Raw genomic sequence first — 18,476 nt, forward strand, 5'->3', positions numbered from 1 at the left:
GATAAGGTAACGCGAAAAAAAGATGGCTACATAGCTCAGCTGGTTAGAGCACATCACTCATAATGATGGGGTCACAGGTTCGAATCCCGTTGTAGCCACCATCTTTTTTGCGGGAGTGGCGAAATTGGTAGACGCACCAGATTTAGGTTCTGGCGCCGCAAGGTGTACGAGTTCAAGTCTCGTCTCCCGCACCATTTCACTTTAGCGCGTGCACGGATGGGGTATCGCCAAGCGGTAAGGCACCGGTTTTTGATACCGGCATTCCCTGGTTCGAATCCAGGTACCCCAGCCACTTATTTTGCGACATGAGTCGTCGTTTTGACTCAGGTCTTGGGGTATCGCCAAGCGGTAAGGCACCGGTTTTTGATACCGGCATTCCCTGGTTCGAATCCAGGTACCCCAGCCAGTCGTCGCGGGCTGGTGAAAATAAAATTTGGCTACATAGCTCAGCTGGTTAGAGCACATCACTCATAATGATGGGGTCACAGGTTCGAATCCCGTTGTAGCCACCATATTTCGGTTAATTGCCAACGCGCAATTCACCACACAAGTTGATTGGGGTATCGCCAAGCGGTAAGGCACTGGATTCTGATTCCAGCATTCCGAGGTTCGAATCCTCGTACCCCAGCCACTTAAAATTAAAGCATGTTACTCACGCCGGTGATGTTGGTTAGTTTCCTGTCTTAGCCACGCAATAACGACCTGAGAAGTAAAAAACCTGCTTTGATAAACAGGAACGGCTTATAGCCTGTTGGGGTATCGCCAAGCGGTAAGGCACTGGATTCTGATTCCAGCATTCCGAGGTTCGAATCCTCGTACCCCAGCCAACTTACTACATTGACGATCGCGGTCGGCAATGACAATTGGGGTATCGCCAAGCGGTAAGGCACTGGATTCTGATTCCAGCATTCCGAGGTTCGAATCCTCGTACCCCAGCCAATAAGAAAGGCTCGCTTCGGCGAGCCTTTTGCTTTTCTGTAATTATCCATCGTAACGATAACAGGCCAGATACCGGGTTGCCCCGGCATCCGTCATCCTGTTTTCCGTGGCGCTATAATCCCAGAGCGTAGCGTAACGCCTGGCGTTTCAGCACCCCGGCGCGCTGGGCCGCCATTAATCCCAGGTTCCGCAGCACCTTAACCGGTGTCAGGCTATTACTGAACCCGGCATAAAATAGGTCCATCCCGCTTTGCATCAGGAAATTATCCGGCTGGCGCCGGTGCTGATAGCGCTTCAGTACCGGCGCGCTGTACCAGCGCTCCCCATACCCCCGGGCAGTGGCCAGCACATCGATCAGCGCTTCCGCATCCCGGTAACCGAGGTTAACCCCCTGCCCCGCCAGGGGATGAATGGTATGGGCCGCATCCCCCACCAGGGCAATTCCGTCCTGCACGTAGCGCAACGCATGGCGCCGCACCAGCGGAAACCCGCCGCAAGCAACCGGTGTCACCTTACCGAGCCGGGCCGGAAAGGTCTGGGCAATCTCACGCTGCAACTGCGCCATCGGCATACTCTGCAACTGGCGGATCCGCGCCGGCGCATCATACCAGGCCAGGGAAGCCCAGTTATCAAATAACGGTAAGAACGCCCGGGGCCCACGGGGGCTAAATTCTTGCCAGGTGGCCTCCCCGGGAGAGCTGTCACACTGCACGCTGATCAGCATACAAGACTGGTTATAGTCCCAGGCGTGGATACCGATCCCCGCCCACTGGCGGATCCGGGAATGGGCGCCGTCTGCACCAATAACCAGCTGAGCGTCAAGGGTCTGGCCATCGGCAAACTGTAGCTGATGGCGGTGATCCGGCCCGCGGGTCATCGCGCGCAGGGTCGCCGGGCACAGGCAACGCACCCGGGGGTGTGCCTCCAGGGCCTGCCACAGCGCCAGCTGCAGGACGTTGTTTTCCACCATATAGCCCAGCTCCGGGAGCTGTAATTCACTGGCATCAAACACAACGTGCGCCTGTTGCCACTCCCAGGTTTCCAGCCGGGTATAGGGGTGGCTACGCATCGCCTGTACCCGGCGCCAGATATCAAGAGAACGTAAAAACCCCACCGAGGCGCTACTGATGGCCGAAATCCGCACATCCGGGGGCTGGCTGGCGTCAAAGGCGCCGGGGGGCTGCTGCTCAACCAGTGTCACCTGAAAGCCTTCCCGGGCCAGTCCTAACGCCACGGCGGCGCCCACCATTCCGCCGCCGACAACGGCCACATCCGTCTGATGATTATCCATGGTTATTCCCCGTTTGTTTTCATCGGGTAAGTTTACCGGATTTTTGATTTAATTGATGGTATGCGCTGTCTACTGGTCACGAACCCGGCAAAGCATTACAATACGCGCCCTGCATTCCTGGCGTTAACTGAGAAATGGCAAGTCAATGACAAAAAAACTCCATATCAAAACCTGGGGCTGTCAGATGAACGAGTACGATTCATCAAAGATGGCCGATCTGCTGGAAACCACGCATGGTTTTACCCTGACTGACGTGGCTGAAGAGGCGGATGTTCTGCTGCTGAATACCTGTTCTATTCGCGAAAAAGCGCAGGAGAAGGTTTTCCATCAGTTAGGCCGCTGGAAAACACTGAAGGATAAGAACCCTGAGCTGATTATTGGGGTCGGCGGTTGTGTCGCCTCTCAGGAAGGGGACCATATTCGCCAGCGCGCCCACTACGTGGACATTATTTTTGGGCCACAAACCCTGCACCGCCTGCCGGAGATGATTAACCACGTGAGCGGCAATCGCAGCCCGGTGGTGGATATCAGCTTCCCGGAAATCGAAAAATTCGACCGTCTGCCGGAGCCCCGCGCCGAAGGCCCTACCGCCTTTGTGTCTATCATGGAAGGCTGTAATAAATACTGCACTTACTGCGTGGTGCCTTATACCCGCGGTGAAGAAGTCAGCCGCCCGAGCGATGATATCATTCTGGAAGTGGCGCAACTGGCCGCCCAGGGCGTACGTGAAGTTAACCTGCTGGGCCAGAACGTTAACGCCTGGCGTGGCGAAAACTACGACGGTACCCAGGGCTCCTTTGCTGACTTGCTGCGCCTGGTGGCCGCCATTGACGGTATTGACCGCATTCGTTTTACCACCAGCCACCCCATTGAGTTCACCGATGATATCGTGGACGTCTATCGGGATACCCCGGAGCTGGTGAGCTTCCTGCACCTGCCGGTACAGAGTGGCGCCGATCGGGTCCTGAATCTGATGGGCCGTACCCACACTGCCCTGGAATACAAAGCGATTATCCGCAAGCTGCGCGCCGCGCGCCCGGATATCCAGATAAGTTCTGACTTTATCGTCGGCTTCCCGGGGGAATCCCAGCAGGACTTCGAACAGACCATGAAGCTTATCGCCGACGTTAACTTTGACATGAGCTACAGCTTTATCTTCTCTGCCCGTCCGGGTACCCCGGCCGCCGACATGGTTGATGATGTGCCAGAAGAAGAGAAAAAACAGCGGCTGTATATTCTGCAGGATCGCATTAACCAGCAGGCCATGGCCTGGAGCCGCCGTATGATGGGCACTGTCCAGCGTATCCTGGTGGAAGGCACCTCCCGCAAGAGCATTATGGAGCTGTCTGGCCGCACCGAAAATAACCGGGTGGTCAACTTCGAAGGTAACCCGGAGATGATAGGCAAGTTCGTGGATGTCGAAATTACCGACGTATTCCCCAACTCGCTGCGCGGTAAAGTCGTGCGTACCGAAGATGAAATGGGCCTGCGGGTGGCTGAAAGCCCCGCCGCAATCATCGCCCGCACCCGTAAAGAAGATGAACTGGGTGTTGGTGTCTGGCAGCCCTGATAGCGCATAAATCAAGGCGGCGGGCAGGCATCCCCTGTCCGCCGCTTTTTTATTACCGCCCTTGCATTCTGAAGACAGCACCCAAATATCAACACCAGGCCTTGCGCCTTCTCTGCGCGCCATGAATAATTTTCTCAACGGCCGGGACCATCCCCGTGATGTTAACCACGCTTATCCACGTAAGAGGTCCCTGTAAGAGGTCACTGTAAGAGGTAAGAGGAATAGTTTGAATATCGAAACCCGTGAATTAACCCTGGAACCCGCCGATAACGCCCGTTTACTCAGCCTGTGCGGCCCGTTTGATGACAACATTAAGCAGCTGGAGCGTCGGCTGGGTATCGAAATCAACCGCCGCGACAATCATTTTACCCTGACAGGCCGTGAGCTGACGGTCAATGCTGCCGCGGATATCCTGCGCCACCTGTATGTCGACACCGCCCCGGTGCGCGGCCAGCTCAACGATATTGAGCCAGAACAGATCCACCTCGCCATCAAAGAGTTCCGCGTGCTGGAGCAAATCGCCGACAGCGTGCCGGAGTACGGGAAAGCGGTCAATATCAAGACCAAACGCGGGGTTATCAAACCACGGACTCCTAACCAGGCCCAGTATATTGCCAATATCCTCGACAACGACATCACCTTTGGTGTCGGCCCTGCGGGGACCGGTAAAACCTATCTGGCGGTGGCTGCCGCCGTGGATGCCCTGGAGCGCCAGGAGATCCGCCGTATTCTGCTCACCCGTCCCGCCGTGGAAGCCGGGGAAAAACTGGGCTTTTTGCCCGGGGATCTGAGCCAGAAAGTGGACCCGTACCTGCGGCCACTGTACGATGCGCTGTTCGAAATGCTCGGCTTTGAAAAAGTCGAAAAACTGATCGAGCGTAACGTGATTGAAGTGGCTCCGCTGGCCTATATGCGCGGCCGCACCCTGAACGACGCGTTTATCATTCTTGATGAAAGTCAGAACACCACCATCGAGCAGATGAAAATGTTCCTGACCCGCATCGGGTTTAATTCCAAAGCGGTGATCACCGGGGACGTTACCCAGATTGACTTACCGCGGAATACCAAGTCCGGCCTGCGCCATGCTATTGAAGTGCTGGCGGATGTCGAAGAAATCAGCTTTAACTTTTTCCATAGCGAAGACGTGGTGCGCCATCCGGTGGTGGCCCGCATTGTAAACGCGTACGAAGCATGGGAAACCGCAGAGCAAAAACGTAAAGAGCAACTGGCGGCCGAGCGCAAACGCGACGCGCAGGCGTCAGAAGCGAGCCAGGAGAGTAAATGAGTCAGGTCATCCTCGATCTGCAACTGGCCTGTGAAGACAACACAGGCCTGCCAGATGCAGCCCAGTTCCAGACATGGCTGAATGCCGTGATCCCGCCGTTTCAGGAAGAGTCCGAAGTGACCGTGCGCCTGGTGGATGAAGCCGAAAGCCACGAGCTGAATTTAACCTATCGCGGGAAAGATAAATCCACCAACGTACTCTCCTTCCCTTTCGAAGCCCCTCCGGGCATTGAGATGCCGCTGCTGGGCGATCTGGTGATTTGCCGCCAGGTGGTTGAACGGGAAGCCGCCGAGCAAGACGTCTCTCTGGATGCCCACTGGGCGCACATGGTGGTACACGGTAGCCTGCACTTATTAGGCTATGATCATATCGTTGATGACGAAGCCGAAGAGATGGAGTCTCTGGAAACAGAGATAATGCTTGCCCTTGGCTACGACGATCCGTACATTGCCGAGAAAGAGTAGACTGTGCGGCCACTTACTGGCCCCGGAATATTTTGTAGCGCCAGGGGAGCCACTCGCTCCCCGTGGCAGATAATTGACTAACATGAGAACCCAATCAAAACGCCATGAGCGACGACAATTCACACAGTAGCGACACTCCCCACAGTAAAAAGGGTTTTTTCTCCCTGATCCTGAACCAGCTGTTTCACGGCGAACCGAAAAACCGTGATGAGCTGCTGACGCTAATTCGTGATTCAGAACAAAACGAGCTTATCGATCAGGACACCCGCGATATGCTTGAAGGGGTAATGGATATTGCCGACCAGCGCGTCCGCGACATCATGATCCCCCGCTCCCAAATGATCACCCTGAAACGTAACCAGCCCCTTGATGAGTGCCTTGATGTGATTATCGAGTCTGCCCATTCACGTTTCCCGGTGATCAGCGAGGACAAAGATCACATCGAAGGGATACTGATGGCCAAGGATCTGCTGCCGTTTATGCGCAGTGACGCCGAGCCATTTAGCATGGAGAAAGTGCTGCGTACCGCCGTGGTTGTGCCGGAAAGTAAACGTGTTGACCGGATGCTCAAAGAGTTCCGCTCGCAGCGTTACCATATGGCCATCGTGATTGATGAGTTTGGTGGGGTCTCTGGCCTGGTGACCATTGAAGACATTCTCGAACTGATTGTTGGCGAAATCGAAGATGAGTACGACGAAGAAGAAGATACCAACTTCCGTCAGCTCAGCCGCCATACCTGGACTGTGCGTGCCCTGGCCTCGATTGAGGATTTTAACGAGGCATTCAGTACCCATTACAGCGATGACGAAGTCGACACCATCGGCGGCCTGGTGATGCAGGCATTTGGCCATTTGCCGACCCGCGGGGAAACCATCGACATCGACGGTTACCAGTTTAAAGTGGCAATGTCAGACAGTCGCCGTATTATTCAGGTTCATGTCAGAATACCGGACGATTCTCCACAGCCCCATCTGGAAGATTAATTAATCATGGATTTACGCGCTCTGCTTCAGCGCCAGCGAGTACGATTACCGCTGGCGTTACTGTTCGGTGCCTGTGGCACCCTGGCATTCTCACCCTACGATATCTGGCCCGCAGCCCTGCTCTCGCTAATGGGTCTGCTGGGGTTAACCCTGAACCGTAAGCCGCTGCAGAGCGCCGGGATTGGCTTCGCCTGGGGGATGGGCCTGTTTGGTAGCGGGATCAACTGGGTCTACGTCAGTATCGCCACCTTTGGCGGTATGCCCGGCCCGATAAATATTTTCCTCGTGGTTCTGCTGGCGGCGTACCTCTCGCTGTATACCGGCCTGTTTGGCGGCCTGCTGGGGCGTCTGGCCCCGCAGGCGCGCTGGTGGCGTTTTGTGTTAATAGCCCCGGCGCTCTGGCAGATCACCGAATTCCTGCGCGGCTGGGTGCTCACCGGCTTCCCGTGGCTGCAGTTTGGCTATAGCCAGATTGACGGTCCCCTGAAGGGCCTGGCGCCCGTCACCGGAGTGGAAGGGATTAACTTTCTGCTGATTATCATTGCCGGGTTGCTGGTGATGGCCATCCGCCAGCGCCGCTGGCAGCCGCTGGCCATCAGTGCCGCCTTACTGCTGCTGCCCTGGCCACTGCGTTATATCGCCTGGTCCCAGCCACTAAACGATCGCACCACCCAGGTGTCACTGGTACAGGGGGATATTCCCCAGTCCATGAAGTGGGACGATAAAGAGCTGCTTAATACGCTGCATACCTATCTGGATCTCACCCAGCCGGAAATGGGCAAATCCGGGCTGATTATCTGGCCAGAGTCTGCTATCCCGGATCTGGAGATGAACCAGCAACCGTTCCTCACCATGATGGACGATCTGCTGCGCGCCAACCACAGCACCCTGATCACCGGGATTGTTGACGCCCGGCTGAATAAGCTGAATCGCTACGATACCTACAACGCGATTATCGTCCTCGGGGAAAACAGCCCTTACAGCTACCAGTCTACCGACCGCTACAACAAAAACCATCTGGTGCCGTTTGGCGAATTTGTGCCGCTGGAATCGATTCTGCGCCCGCTGGCGCCGTTCTTTGATCTGCCGATGTCGTCATTCAGCCGCGGTAATTATCGCCAGGCGCCACTACAGGCGCACGGTTACCGTCTGACGGCGGCCATCTGCTATGAGATAATCCTTGGTCAGCAGGTGCGGGATAACTTCCGCCCGGACAGCGATTTTCTGCTGACCATTTCTAACGATGCCTGGTTTGGTAAATCTATCGGCCCGTGGCAGCACTTCCAGATGGCGCGTATGCGGGCCCTGGAACTGTCCCGTCCGCTGTTACGCAGCACCAACAACGGTATTACTGCCGTGGTTGCACCGGACGGTAGCATCAGCGCGCAAATCCCGCAGTTTACCCGCCAGGTGCTGACCACCAGCGTCACGCCGACCCGGGGGCTAACGCCTTACGCCCGGATGGGTAACTGGCCAGTCTGGATTATCACCCTGCTCACCGGCTGTGCCGGTCTCCTGCTGGCGGTAAAACGCCGCAAATCCGCCTGATCCACGGCGCACCGGGCAACCGGTGCGCCCCTGCCGTTATTATCACCTTTCGTCACTCTGGCACAGCAATTGCTTGATCACAGGCAGATTGTTGGTTGCCAGCGATATCGCGTACTGCCGTAAACGGGCTGCGCACCATCAGGTCGCAGCCGCTGCGCTGAAATAGTGCAATCTCATTTTTTTGCCTTATTTTGGTGCGGGTGACTTCGTAAAAAACAACAAAATAAAACCAAAGCATTTACAAAATGCCAAATAGAATGCTAACAAATAAGCAATAATCGGGCGCCATTCAGCGCACGATATAAACACACGACAAACCATAAACACACAATAAGTAAAGCCACACCACATTCACAACATGGGTATCGGCACCTCCGGTGCCAGGAGAAAGGAGTTGGATATGCATTTACGTAAGCTGGCTGCGGCGGGGCTACTTGCCGGACTGGGAGCCACCAGCGTGGCGCAGGCGGAAGACGCCAAGCCTGTTATGACCCTGGATAAAATCAACAACAACGGCGTTATCGTGGTGGGCCACCGGGAGTCATCGGTACCGTTCTCATACTACGACAACCAACAGAAAGTGGTGGGCTATTCACAGGATTACTCCAACGCCATTGTTGACGCCATCAAGAAAAAGCTCAATAAGCCTGATTTGCAGGTCAAGCTGATCCCGGTCACCTCCCAGAACCGTATCCCGCTGCTGCAAAACGGCACCTTCGATTTTGAATGCGGCTCCACCACCAACAACCTTGAACGCCAGAAACAGGCGGCCTTCTCCGACACCATTTTTGTGGTGGGCACCCGTCTGCTGGTGAAAAAAGGCGGCCCGATCCACGGTTTTGAGGATCTGAAAGACAAAGCCGTGGTGGTGACGTCCGGCACCACGTCCGAAATCCTGCTCCACAAGCTGAATGACGAGCAGAAAATGAACATGCGCATTATCAGCGCCAAAGATCACGGTGACTCCTTCCGTACCCTGGAAAGCGGGCGCGCCGTGGCCTTTATGATGGATGATGCCCTGCTGGCCGGTGAACGCGCCAAAGCGAAGAAACCGGATCAGTGGGAAATCGTCGGCAAGCCGCAGTCGGAAGAAGCTTACGGCTGTATGCTGCGTAAAGACGACCCGGCATTTAAAAAGCTGATGGACGACACCATCGCCCAGGTCCAGACCTCTGGCGAAGCGGAAAAATGGTTCGAAAAATGGTTTAAAAACCCGATTCCGCCGAAAAATCTCAACATGAATTTTGAACTGTCTGACGAAATGAAAGCGCTGTTCAAATCACCGAATGATAAGGCACTTAACTAACCACAGCCGCGATACGCTATTTACACAATGAATAAGGGGCGGGTTACCCTGCCCTCCCGATTGATCAGTACCCGCCCGGACAGACAGTACACCGGCCGGTCGTTCCCCGGCAGGTGTAACACCAGAACGCGATTGATCAATCTTCGAGGGTAGCACTGCTACCCTCTTTTTTTTCGGAGTACGTTATGTCTATAGACTGGAACTGGGGTATTTTTCTACAGCCCGCCCCATTCGGTAATACCACCTATCTGGGCTGGTTATGGAGTGGCTTCCAGGTCACCGTGGCCCTCTCCATTGCGGCCTGGATTATCGCCTTTTTTGTCGGTTCGTTTTTCGGCATCCTGCGCACCGTCCCTAACCGTTTTCTTTCCGCCATCGGCACCGGCTACGTGGAGTTGTTCCGTAATGTGCCGCTGATCGTACAATTCTTTACCTGGTATCTGGTTATCCCGGAACTGCTGCCGGAAAATATCGGCATGTGGTTTAAGTCTGAACTGGACCCCAACATCCAGTTTTTCCTGTCATCCATGCTGTGCCTGGGGCTGTTTACCGCCGCCCGGGTCTGCGAGCAGGTGCGTGCGGCGATCCAGTCACTGCCCCGGGGGCAGAAAAATGCCGGTCTGGCAATGGGCTTAACCCTGCCCCAGACTTACCGCTACGTGCTGCTGCCCAACGCCTACCGCGTTGTGGTCCCGCCGATGACCTCAGAAATGATGAACCTGGTCAAGAACTCGGCCATTGCCTCAACGATTGGCCTGGTCGATATGGCGGCCCAGGCCGGGAAACTGCTCGATTACTCTGCTCACGCCTGGGAATCCTTTACCGCCATCACCCTGGCCTATGTGCTGATTAACGCCGTCATTATGCTGGTGATGAACCTGGTAGAACGCAAAATACGCCTGCCCGGCAACCTGGGGGGCAAATAAATGTACGATTTTGACTGGAGTTCAATTATCCCCTCCCTGCCGTTCCTGCTTGAAGGGCTGGCAGTCACCTTCAAAATAACCGTTATCGCCATTCTGGTGGGGATCATCTGGGGGACTATTCTGGCGATGCTGCGCCTGTCGCCGGTGAAAGCCCTGAGCTGGTTTGCCACCCTGTACGTGAACGTCTTCCGCTCGGTACCGCTGGTAATGGTGCTGCTGTGGTTTTACCTGATTGTTCCCGGCCTGTTACAGCAGGTACTGGGGTTATCCCCGAAAACCGACATCCGGCTGATTTCTGCCATTGTGGCCTTTTCATTGTTTGAGGCGGCCTACTACTCCGAAATTATCCGTGCCGGTATTCAGAGTATTTCTCGCGGCCAGTCCAGTGCCGCCCTGGCGCTGGGGATGACCCACTGGCAGTCCATGAAGTTGATAATTCTGCCCCAGGCCTTCCGGGCCATGATCCCGCTGCTGCTGACCCAGGGGATTGTTCTGTTCCAGGATACCTCACTGGTGTATGTCCTGAGCCTGGCGGACTTCTTCCGCACCGCGTCCACTATCGGTGAGCGCGACGGCACCCAGGTCGAAATGATCCTGTTTGCCGGTGGTGTCTACTTTATTATTAGCCTCAGCGCCTCCCTGCTGGTCAGTTGGTTGAAGAAAAGGACCGTATAATGATTTCCCTTAAGAATGTCTCAAAATGGTATGGCCAGTTCCAGGTACTGACTGACTGCTCCACCGAAGTGAAAAAAGGCGAGGTTGTGGTCGTTTGCGGCCCGTCGGGGTCCGGTAAATCCACCCTGATCAAAACCGTCAACGGGCTGGAGCCGATTCAGCAAGGTGAGATAGTGGTTGACGGCACCAAAGTCAATGACAAGAAAACCAACCTCGCCCAGTTGCGCTCCCACGTGGGTATGGTGTTCCAGCACTTTGAACTGTTCCCGCACCTGTCTATCATTGACAACCTGACCCTGGCGCAGGTGAAAGTGCTCAAGCGCAATAAAGCTGCCTCCCGGGACAAAGGGCTGAAACTGCTGGAGCGCGTGGGCCTTTCCGCCCACGCCAATAAATTCCCCGCCCAGTTATCCGGCGGCCAGCAGCAGCGTGTGGCCATTGCCCGTGCCCTGTGTATGGACCCAATTGCCATGCTGTTTGACGAGCCGACTTCTGCGCTTGACCCGGAAATGATCAACGAAGTGCTGGATGTCATGGTCGAGCTGGCGAATGAAGGCATGACCATGATGGTGGTCACCCACGAAATGGGCTTCGCCCGTAAAGTGGCCAACCGGGTGATTTTTATGGATGAAGGAAAAATTATCGAAGATGCCGATAAAGAAGCCTTTTTTGCCAATCCGCAGTCGGAACGCGCCAAAGACTTCCTCGCCAAAATCCTGCATTAATTAACCGTTACGGTGAATCCACTGACAGTGCGCCGCCCGCGGCGCACTGTTTATTATTAAGGTTCAAAAGGACGACGCTGGAACTGGGTATGGCCGCATTTTGGGCAGTGCGGTAACAGCTCCGGGGTGTAGAACGCCAGATGGTGGTTGCAGTTTTCGCACACCAGATTTCCCAGCCCCACCACTTCACCGCTGTGATAGACCCCGTGGTGGTTAAGATCCTGGAAGACCTCACGCCACTCCAGTTGGGTTTTGTCGGTAATATCCGCCAGCTCCTGCCAGAGGCTCTCCTTGATAACCCGCATAAACACGCTATCGTTAAGCTCTTCCTGGCTCTCGCTGTAGCTCAGGGCAAACTCTTCTAAATCGCGACGCACCGCGCGGCTGACCTCGTCAATCTCCCGACGGGTCAAATCGCTGGTTTGTTCCATTTTCGCCCGGGCGCTGTCTACCAGGCTATCAATATCCCTTTCGCCATTACGTAACCGTTCACTCAGTGAAGCGACTAGCTCACGATAAAACTGCGCCACCTTGTTCATGCTCTTTCCTCCTGAATCTGGCTAAGCTCTTCTTATAGTAGCCGTTAATTTGTGATTACAGTGTTACCCTCACCACAGCACCGGTAAATAAGCGCAAAGTGTGAAAGCACGGTTTTGTCCCTCAGAGACAGGGAAAGACTGTTGTGCTGCTGGTTAATCGGCTATGCTATGCCGATCGAAAAATCTATACCGTAATACAGCTACATCGTTGTAGCTGTTTTCATCAACAGGACTACTGGCTGCCATGCAAGAGCAATATCGCCCGGAAGAGATAGAATCCCATGTTCAACAACAATGGGAAGAAAAGCGCACTTTTGAAGTAAAAGAAGACGAGAGCAAAGAGAAGTATTACTGCCTGTCAATGCTTCCCTATCCTTCTGGCCGACTACATATGGGCCACGTCCGCAACTACACCATCGGTGATGTGGTTGCCCGCTATCAGCGGATGCTGGGTAAAAACGTACTGCAGCCCATCGGCTGGGATGCGTTCGGCCTGCCGGCGGAAGGCGCCGCGGTAAAAAACAACACCGCGCCGGCCCCCTGGACTTACGACAATATCGAATACATGAAAAACCAGCTGAAAATGCTGGGCTTCGGTTATGACTGGAGCCGCGAAATCGCGACCTGCAAACCGGAATACTATCGCTGGGAACAGAAATTCTTTACCGAGCTGTATAAAAAAGGGCTGGTATACAAGAAAACCTCGGCGGTGAACTGGTGCCCGCACGACAAAACCGTACTGGCCAACGAACAAGTTATCGACGGCTGCTGCTGGCGCTGTGATACCAAAGTAGAACGTAAAGAGATCCCGCAGTGGTTTATTAAAATTACCGACTACGCGGAAGAGCTGCTCAATGATCTGGATAAACTGGACCACTGGCCGGATCAGGTTAAGACCATGCAGCGTAACTGGATTGGCCGTTCTGAAGGGGTGGAAATCACCTTTGATGTTAAAGACAGCGACCAGAAACTGACCGTCTACACCACCCGCCCGGACACCTTTATGGGTGCCACATATCTGGCAGTGGCCGCTGGCCACCCGCTGGCAAAACAGGCGGCGGAGACTAACCCGGAACTGGCGGCATTTGTTGACGAATGCCGCAACACCAAAATGGCCGAAGCCGATATGGCGACCATGGAGAAAAAAGGTGTTGCCACCGGTTTCTATGCTATTCACCCGCTGACCGGGGACACTATCCCGGTCTGGGCGGCTAACTTCGTACTGATGGAGTACGGCACCGGGGCGGTTATGGCTGTGCCCGGTCACGACCAGCGCGATTACGAATTTGCCACGAAATACCATCTGCCGATCAAAGCCGTAATTCTGGCGGCGGACGGCACTGTGCCGGACCTCTCCAGCCAGGCCATGACCGAGAAAGGCGTGCTGGTTAACTCCGGTGAGTTTGACGGTCTGGACTTTACCGCCGGCTTTAACGCCATTGCCGACAAACTGGCGGCCATGGGCGTGGGCGAGCGTAAAGTAAACTACCGCCTGCGCGACTGGGGGGTTTCCCGCCAGCGTTACTGGGGCGCACCGATCCCGATGGTGACCCTGGAAGACGGTACCGTGATCCCGACCCCGGACGATCAACTGCCGGTTATCCTGCCGGAAGATGTGGTTATGGACGGTATCACCAGCCCAATCAAAGCCGACCCGGAATGGGCGAAGACCACGGTTAACGGCCAGCCTGCGCTGCGCGAAACCGACACCTTCGATACCTTTATGGAGTCCTCCTGGTACTACGCGCGCTATACCTGCCCGCAGTATGACAAGGGGATGCTGGACGCTGACGCGGCCAACTACTGGCTGCCGGTCGATATCTACATTGGCGGAATTGAACACGCCATTATGCACCTGCTCTACTTCCGCTTCTTCCACAAACTGATGCGCGATGCGGGCATGGTGAACTCTGACGAGCCAGCCAAACAGCTGCTCTGCCAGGGGATGGTACTGGCCGATGCGTTCTACTACACCGGGGTTAACGGCGAACGCAACTGGGTTTCTCCGGTTGAGGCCATCACCGAGCGTGATGACAAAGGCCGTATTACCGCTGCCCGTGATGCAGCCGGCCACGAGCTGGTCTATGCTGGCATGAGCAAGATGTCAAAATCGAAAAATAACGGTATTGACCCGCAGGTGATGGTTGAACGTTACGGTGCCGATACCGTGCGTCTGTTTATGATGTTTGCTTCCCCGGCGGATATGACCCTGGAGTGGCAGGAATCGGGTGTTGAAGGGGCGAACCGCTTCCTGAAACGCGTCTGGAAACTGGTGTATGAGCACACCGCAAAAGGTGCCGCTGCGGCGCTGGATGTTGCGGCCCTGAACGAAGACCAGAAAGCACTGCGTCGCGATGTCCACAAAACTATCGCCAAAGTGACCGATGATATTGGCCGCCGTCAGACCTTTAACACCGCGATTGCGGCAATTATGGAACTGATGAACAAGCTGGCCAAAGCACCGCAGGAAAGCGAACAGGATCGCGCGCTGATGCACGACGCGCTGCTGACCGTGGTCCGCATGCTGTATCCGTTCACTCCGCACGTCTGCTTCACTATGTGGCAGTCACTGGCGGGTGCCGGCGACATCGATAACGCGCCGTGGCCGCAGGCTGACGAATCCGCCATGGTGGAAGACTCTGTTTTGGTGGTCGTTCAGGTAAATGGTAAAGTACGCGGCAAAATTACCGTTGCAGCAGACGCCACCGAAGAACAGGTTCGTGAACTGGCAGGCCAGGAACATTTGGTTGCCAAACACCTGGAAGGTAAAACCATCCGTAAAGTGATTTACGTTGCGGGCAAACTGCTGAACCTGGTTGTGGGCTAAGCACAGGAGGAAGTGTGCGCTATTTGTTCACCTTGTTTGTAAGCATGGCGGTGCTGGTCACCGCCGGATGTGGTTTCCATTTACGTGGCTCCTCAACGGTGCCGCCGCAAATGCAAACCCTGATTCTGGATTCCGGTGACCCTAACGGGCCGCTAACCCGTGCCGTACGCAACCAGTTGCGTCAGGATGGGGTGACTATTGTGGAAAACAGCACCGTACGTAAAGACATTCCGTCATTACGCATGGGGGCCATGAGTATCGGCCAGGATACCGCGTCTATCTTCCAGGACGGGTATACGGCGGAATATCAGATGGTGATGGTGGTCAACGCGCAAGTGCTGATCCCGGGCCACGATATCTACCCGATCCAGGCCAAGGTTTACCGCTCCTACTTTGACAACCCGCAGCGTGCGCTGGCGAAAAATGCCGAGCAGGACATGATTGTCAATGAAATGTACACCCAGGCTGCCCAGCAGCTGGTGCGTAAACTGGCAGCGGTCCATGTTGCGGACGTAAAAGAAACCGAAGATAGGGAAAGCAATACCAGTAATCCGGCCTCGGTTTCACAGCCGCAGGGACGGCTTTCCACCACACTTCCCGCAGACTCCAGCAGCCGATGATAAAGCTGTACCCGGAGCAATTACGCGCGCAGCTCAGTGATGGGCTGCGCGCCGTTTATCTGTTGTTGGGTAATGACCCGTTGCTGTTACAGGAAAGCCAGGATGCTATTCGGCATACTGCGGTTTCCCACGGGTTTACCGAGCACCACACCGTGACGCTTGATCTCAGCACTGACTGGAACGCGCTGTTCGCCCTGTGCCAGGAATTAACCCTGTTCGCCAGCCGCCAGACGCTTCTGCTCCAGTTGCCGGATAACGGCCCCAATGCCACCATTGCCGGCCAGCTGGAGACCCTGGTCAGCCTGCTGCACGACGATCTGCTGGTTCTCTTTCGCGGTAACAAGCTGAGCAAGGCCCAGGAAAACCAGGCCTGGTACAAAGCCATTAACGACCGGGCGGTCCAGATCCCCTGTATCACCCCTGAGCAGGCCCAACTGCCCCGCTGGGTTCAAAACCGCGCCAGCCAGATGTCGCTCTCCATTGATGACCCGGCGGTGCAATTACTCTGCTACTGCTATGAAGGCAATCTGTTGGCCCTTGCCCAGGCCCTGGAGCGCCTGGCGCTACTCTGGCCGGACGGCAAACTTACCCTGCCCCGGGTAGAACAGGCCGCCAACAGCGCCGCGCACTTCTCCAGCTGGCACTGGGTTGATGCGGTACTGGCCGGGAAAACCAACCGCGCCCTGCATATCCTGCGCCAGCTCAGGCTGGAAGCCAGTGAGCCGGTGCTGCTGCTGCGCGCCCTACAGCGTGAGCTATTACAGCTGGTCAATCTCAAGCGCCAGTCCACCCGGATGCCGCTCAAGGCATTGTTTGACCAGCAGCGGGTGTGGCAAAACCGGCGAGTGCTGTTAACCGAAGCCCTTAACCGGCTCAGCAGTGAACAGCTGACCCAGGCAGTCCAGCTCCTCAGCCATGCTGAGCTGACCCTCAAACAGGATTACGGCCAGAGCGTACAGGATGAACTGGAGAGCCTGACACTGCTGCTGTGCAATGCCGGACTACCGGAAATATTTATCCATGGGTGAGGGTCAGGCGTCATTACTGGCGCTGTTCGGCGGCACCTTTGATCCCATCCACTACGGGCATCTGAAACCGGTGGCGGCCCTGGCGCAGCAAATCGCCCTGCGCCATGTGATTATCATGCCTAACAATGTGCCCCCTCACCGCCCTCAGCCCCAGGCCAGCAGTGAGCAGCGCAAAATGATGGTCAGCCTCGCCATTGCCCGTAACCCGCTCTTTCAACTGGACTGCCGGGAGCTACAGCGCAGTGCGCCTTCTTTTACGGCAGATACCCTGGAAGAGATCCGCCAGGAAATAGGCTACCGCCGCCCGCTGGCGTTTATTATCGGCCAGGATTCACTGCTGACGCTGCCGACCTGGAACCACTATTCACGCATTAATGCGCTGTGCCATTTGCTGGTCTGCCGTCGCCCGGGGTACCCGGTACAAATGAAAACCCCCGCCGATCAGGCGTGGCTGGATGCGCGCCTCACCCGCAACATTGACGATCTGCACCGCTTACCCGGCGGCAAAATTTTCCTTGCCGACACCCCGCTGTATGATATTTCTGCCACCACCATCCGCGAGCGCCTTGAGCATGGGCAATCCTGTGCCGACCTGCTGCCCCCGGCGGTGATGCACTATATTATTGCCCAGGGCCTGTACCGCTAAGTACCTGCTGTAACGCCGCGATCAACCGCTGGTTCGCCACCGGGGACTTCACCGCCACCCGGTAGTAGCGATAATCCAGCCCGGGATAATTCCCGCAGTGGCGGATCAAAATCCCCTGGGTTAACAGCGCCTCCTGCAGGGCCAGCCCCGCCACATCACAGCGCATAAATAAATAGTTGGCCACCCCTGGCCATACCGTCAGCCCCGGTAACCCGGATAATGCCTGATACAGCGCCGGGCGGGCGCTATTCAGCCAGTCAAATGTCGCCTGCTGGTAAGCGCCATCGCTGAGAATCACCTCCCCGGCCAGGGCGGCAAACGCATTGATGCTCCAGGGCTGCTGGCGCTGGCGCATCGCCGCCACCCCGGCAATATCGCCCGCCACCAGATAACCAAGACGTAACCCGGGGATGGCAAAAAATTTCGTCAGTGAGCGCAGCACCCAGACATGGGGCATCTGCGCCAGATGGGGGATCATCCCCGGGCACTGGGGCAGGAAATCGAGGAAGGCTTCATCCATCACCAGAGCAATATCCAGCGCAGCGCAGCGCCGGGCAATGGCCAGCAGCAGATCCGCCTGCGGCAGCAGGCCGGTGGGGTTATTCGGGGTACAAAGGAACAGGCAATCCAGCCCGGGGTGCAGCGCATCGAGAATGCGCCCGGTCAGTTGCCAGCCGTCGGCTTCCCGCAGCAGATATTCGCTGATCCGACAGCCAGTATGCGCCAGGGCGCGCCGGTACTCGGCAAACCCTGGGATAACCACCATCGCGTGGCGCGGTGCCAGATGAGCCGCCAGGGCGAAAATCAGCGCCGTCTCCCCATTACCGGCCATCACCTGGCGCACATCCACCCGGTGATGGGCCGCCAGGGCCCGGTGCAATGCCTGGTATTCCACATCCGGGTAGCGCTCTCCCAGGGCGAGATTTTCGGTAATTGCCTGGCGCAGCGAATCCGGCATTCCCAGGGGGTTTATATTGGCGCTGAAGTCAAGAATCGCCTCTGGCGCCAGGCCATAGACGTCGGCCGCCTCGCGCAGATTACCGCCATGCAGGCTGGTTAGCCTTGCCATATCAGACCTCACAGAAACAACAGATAAAATGATAA

At 56.0% G+C, this 18,476-nt stretch carries 17 protein-coding genes and 8 tRNA genes; 21 read left to right on the plus strand and 4 right to left on the minus strand.

Annotated features, from left to right (window positions below):
* Window positions 1-24: 24 nt before the first annotated feature.
* The 8 genes from F9C28_RS06150 (at window position 25) to F9C28_RS06185 (ending at window position 939) form a co-directional block, all read left to right on the plus strand.
* Window positions 25-101, plus strand: a tRNA-Met gene (locus tag F9C28_RS06150).
* Window positions 102-109: 8 nt separating this feature from the next.
* A tRNA-Leu gene (locus tag F9C28_RS06155) sits at window positions 110-194 on the plus strand.
* 23 nt (window positions 195-217) lie between these two features.
* Window positions 218-292: transfer RNA gene (locus F9C28_RS06160), tRNA-Gln, on the plus strand.
* A gap of 39 nt (window positions 293-331) precedes the next feature.
* A tRNA-Gln gene (locus F9C28_RS06165) sits at window positions 332-406 on the plus strand.
* Between the two features lie 29 nt (window positions 407-435).
* A tRNA-Met gene (locus tag F9C28_RS06170) sits at window positions 436-512 on the plus strand.
* A 44-nt stretch (window positions 513-556) separates the two neighbouring features.
* Window positions 557-631: transfer RNA gene (locus F9C28_RS06175), tRNA-Gln, on the plus strand.
* 121 nt (window positions 632-752) lie between these two features.
* Window positions 753-827: transfer RNA gene (locus F9C28_RS06180), tRNA-Gln, on the plus strand.
* Between the two features lie 37 nt (window positions 828-864).
* Window positions 865-939: transfer RNA gene (locus tag F9C28_RS06185), tRNA-Gln, on the plus strand.
* A gap of 112 nt (window positions 940-1,051) precedes the next feature.
* On the opposite strand, the gene ubiF is transcribed toward F9C28_RS06185, so the two are convergent.
* Window positions 1,052-2,230 carry a 3-demethoxyubiquinol 3-hydroxylase gene (gene ubiF, locus F9C28_RS06190; protein WP_199014357.1) on the minus strand — a complete coding sequence of 393 codons (1,179 nt, stop codon included), beginning with the start codon at window positions 2,228-2,230 and terminating at the stop codon, window positions 1,052-1,054.
* Window positions 2,231-2,375: 145 nt separating this feature from the next.
* Between ubiF and miaB the strand changes: the two genes are divergently transcribed.
* From miaB to lnt, 5 genes are all read left to right on the plus strand, one after another.
* Complete coding sequence (gene miaB, locus F9C28_RS06195; RefSeq protein ID WP_199014359.1) at window positions 2,376-3,800, plus strand: tRNA (N6-isopentenyl adenosine(37)-C2)-methylthiotransferase MiaB; 1,425 nt, start codon at window positions 2,376-2,378, stop codon at window positions 3,798-3,800.
* Between the two features lie 226 nt (window positions 3,801-4,026).
* Entirely contained in the window at window positions 4,027-5,085 is a 1,059-nt protein-coding gene (locus F9C28_RS06200) for a PhoH family protein (protein WP_199014361.1), read from the plus strand.
* Window positions 5,082-5,549 carry an rRNA maturation RNase YbeY gene (gene ybeY / locus F9C28_RS06205; protein ID WP_199014366.1) on the plus strand — a complete coding sequence of 156 codons (468 nt, stop codon included), beginning with the start codon at window positions 5,082-5,084 and terminating at the stop codon, window positions 5,547-5,549. Before F9C28_RS06200 ends, ybeY begins: the two co-directional genes overlap by 4 nt.
* A gap of 104 nt (window positions 5,550-5,653) precedes the next feature.
* Window positions 5,654-6,532 (plus strand): CNNM family magnesium/cobalt transport protein CorC, encoded by an 879-nt coding sequence (gene corC / locus F9C28_RS06210; RefSeq protein ID WP_199014367.1) that lies wholly within the window; start codon window positions 5,654-5,656, stop codon window positions 6,530-6,532.
* 6 nt (window positions 6,533-6,538) lie between these two features.
* Window positions 6,539-8,080 (plus strand): apolipoprotein N-acyltransferase, encoded by a 1,542-nt coding sequence (gene lnt / locus F9C28_RS06215; RefSeq protein ID WP_199014369.1) that lies wholly within the window; start codon window positions 6,539-6,541, stop codon window positions 8,078-8,080.
* Between the two features lie 52 nt (window positions 8,081-8,132).
* Here the strand turns inward: lnt and F9C28_RS06220 are convergent, their stop codons facing one another.
* Window positions 8,133-8,318 carry a hypothetical protein gene (locus F9C28_RS06220; protein WP_199014371.1) on the minus strand — a complete coding sequence of 62 codons (186 nt, stop codon included), beginning with the start codon at window positions 8,316-8,318 and terminating at the stop codon, window positions 8,133-8,135.
* Between the two features lie 162 nt (window positions 8,319-8,480).
* Here F9C28_RS06220 and F9C28_RS06225 point away from each other — a divergent pair, with 162 nt between their 5' ends.
* The 4 genes from F9C28_RS06225 (at window position 8,481) to F9C28_RS06240 (ending at window position 11,712) form a co-directional block, all read left to right on the plus strand.
* Window positions 8,481-9,386: an amino acid ABC transporter substrate-binding protein gene (locus tag F9C28_RS06225; RefSeq protein ID WP_199014372.1), complete on the plus strand. Its 906-nt coding sequence runs from the start codon at window positions 8,481-8,483 to the stop codon at window positions 9,384-9,386.
* Window positions 9,387-9,571: 185 nt separating this feature from the next.
* Window positions 9,572-10,312, plus strand: coding sequence for an amino acid ABC transporter permease (locus F9C28_RS06230; protein ID WP_199014374.1), 741 nt, complete (start codon window positions 9,572-9,574; stop codon window positions 10,310-10,312).
* On the plus strand, window positions 10,313-10,987 hold the full coding sequence (gene gltK / locus F9C28_RS06235; RefSeq protein ID WP_199014375.1) for a glutamate/aspartate ABC transporter permease GltK: 675 nt from the start codon (window positions 10,313-10,315) through the stop codon (window positions 10,985-10,987).
* The gene (locus F9C28_RS06240; protein ID WP_199014376.1) at window positions 10,987-11,712 is read left to right on the plus strand and encodes an amino acid ABC transporter ATP-binding protein; all 726 of its coding nucleotides are present in this window, start codon (window positions 10,987-10,989) and stop codon (window positions 11,710-11,712) included. The genes gltK and F9C28_RS06240 overlap by 1 nt, the downstream gene beginning before the upstream one ends.
* Window positions 11,713-11,768: 56 nt before the next feature.
* Here F9C28_RS06240 and F9C28_RS06245 read toward each other — a convergent pair whose 3' ends face one another.
* On the minus strand, window positions 11,769-12,251 hold the full coding sequence (locus tag F9C28_RS06245; RefSeq protein ID WP_199014377.1) for a zinc ribbon-containing protein: 483 nt from the start codon (window positions 12,249-12,251) through the stop codon (window positions 11,769-11,771).
* A gap of 244 nt (window positions 12,252-12,495) precedes the next feature.
* On the opposite strand from F9C28_RS06245, the gene leuS reads away from it, so the two are divergent.
* The 4 genes from leuS to nadD are packed head-to-tail and all read left to right on the plus strand — an operon-like array spanning window position 12,496 to window position 17,372.
* A complete protein-coding gene (gene leuS / locus F9C28_RS06250; RefSeq protein WP_199014378.1) occupies window positions 12,496-15,078 on the plus strand; it encodes a leucine--tRNA ligase in 2,583 nt (860 codons plus the stop codon).
* Window positions 15,079-15,092: 14 nt separating this feature from the next.
* A complete protein-coding gene (lptE, locus tag F9C28_RS06255; protein ID WP_199014379.1) occupies window positions 15,093-15,698 on the plus strand; it encodes an LPS assembly lipoprotein LptE in 606 nt (201 codons plus the stop codon).
* Entirely contained in the window at window positions 15,695-16,726 is a 1,032-nt protein-coding gene (gene holA, locus F9C28_RS06260; RefSeq protein ID WP_199014380.1) for a DNA polymerase III subunit delta, read from the plus strand. Before lptE ends, holA begins: the two co-directional genes overlap by 4 nt.
* The gene (gene nadD, locus F9C28_RS06265) at window positions 16,719-17,372 is read left to right on the plus strand and encodes a nicotinate-nucleotide adenylyltransferase (RefSeq protein ID WP_199014381.1); all 654 of its coding nucleotides are present in this window, start codon (window positions 16,719-16,721) and stop codon (window positions 17,370-17,372) included. The genes holA and nadD overlap by 8 nt, the downstream gene beginning before the upstream one ends.
* On the opposite strand, the gene cobD is transcribed toward nadD, so the two are convergent.
* Window positions 17,347-18,441 carry a threonine-phosphate decarboxylase CobD gene (gene cobD, locus F9C28_RS06270; RefSeq protein ID WP_199014382.1) on the minus strand — a complete coding sequence of 365 codons (1,095 nt, stop codon included), beginning with the start codon at window positions 18,439-18,441 and terminating at the stop codon, window positions 17,347-17,349. The genes nadD and cobD overlap by 26 nt on opposite strands.
* Between the last annotated feature and the right edge of the window lie 35 nt (window positions 18,442-18,476).

Origin of the sequence: Shimwellia pseudoproteus, assembly GCF_016415625.1 — a bacterium.
In the GTDB taxonomy this organism is placed as follows: domain Bacteria; phylum Pseudomonadota; class Gammaproteobacteria; order Enterobacterales; family Enterobacteriaceae; genus Shimwellia; species Shimwellia pseudoproteus.

Excerpts from the sequence above, each read along its gene's own strand:
- ubiF (WP_199014357.1), bottom strand. The coding sequence starts at position 2,230 with ATGGATAATCATCAGACGGATGTGGCCGTTGTCGGCGGCGGAATGGTG.
- miaB (WP_199014359.1), top strand. The coding sequence starts at position 2,376 with ATGACAAAAAAACTCCATATCAAAACCTGGGGCTGTCAGATGAACGAG.
- ybeY (WP_199014366.1), top strand. The coding sequence starts at position 5,082 with ATGAGTCAGGTCATCCTCGATCTGCAACTGGCCTGTGAAGACAACACA.
- corC (WP_199014367.1), top strand. The coding sequence starts at position 5,654 with ATGAGCGACGACAATTCACACAGTAGCGACACTCCCCACAGTAAAAAG.
- lnt (WP_199014369.1), top strand. The coding sequence starts at position 6,539 with ATGGATTTACGCGCTCTGCTTCAGCGCCAGCGAGTACGATTACCGCTG.
- F9C28_RS06220 (WP_199014371.1), bottom strand. The coding sequence starts at position 8,318 with ATGCTTTGGTTTTATTTTGTTGTTTTTTACGAAGTCACCCGCACCAAA.
- F9C28_RS06225 (WP_199014372.1), top strand. The coding sequence starts at position 8,481 with ATGCATTTACGTAAGCTGGCTGCGGCGGGGCTACTTGCCGGACTGGGA.
- F9C28_RS06230 (WP_199014374.1), top strand. The coding sequence starts at position 9,572 with ATGTCTATAGACTGGAACTGGGGTATTTTTCTACAGCCCGCCCCATTC.
- gltK (WP_199014375.1), top strand. The coding sequence starts at position 10,313 with ATGTACGATTTTGACTGGAGTTCAATTATCCCCTCCCTGCCGTTCCTG.
- F9C28_RS06240 (WP_199014376.1), top strand. The coding sequence starts at position 10,987 with ATGATTTCCCTTAAGAATGTCTCAAAATGGTATGGCCAGTTCCAGGTA.
- F9C28_RS06245 (WP_199014377.1), bottom strand. The coding sequence starts at position 12,251 with ATGAACAAGGTGGCGCAGTTTTATCGTGAGCTAGTCGCTTCACTGAGT.
- leuS (WP_199014378.1), top strand. The coding sequence starts at position 12,496 with ATGCAAGAGCAATATCGCCCGGAAGAGATAGAATCCCATGTTCAACAA.
- holA (WP_199014380.1), top strand. The coding sequence starts at position 15,695 with ATGATAAAGCTGTACCCGGAGCAATTACGCGCGCAGCTCAGTGATGGG.
- nadD (WP_199014381.1), top strand. The coding sequence starts at position 16,719 with ATGGGTGAGGGTCAGGCGTCATTACTGGCGCTGTTCGGCGGCACCTTT.
- cobD (WP_199014382.1), bottom strand. The coding sequence starts at position 18,441 with ATGGCAAGGCTAACCAGCCTGCATGGCGGTAATCTGCGCGAGGCGGCC.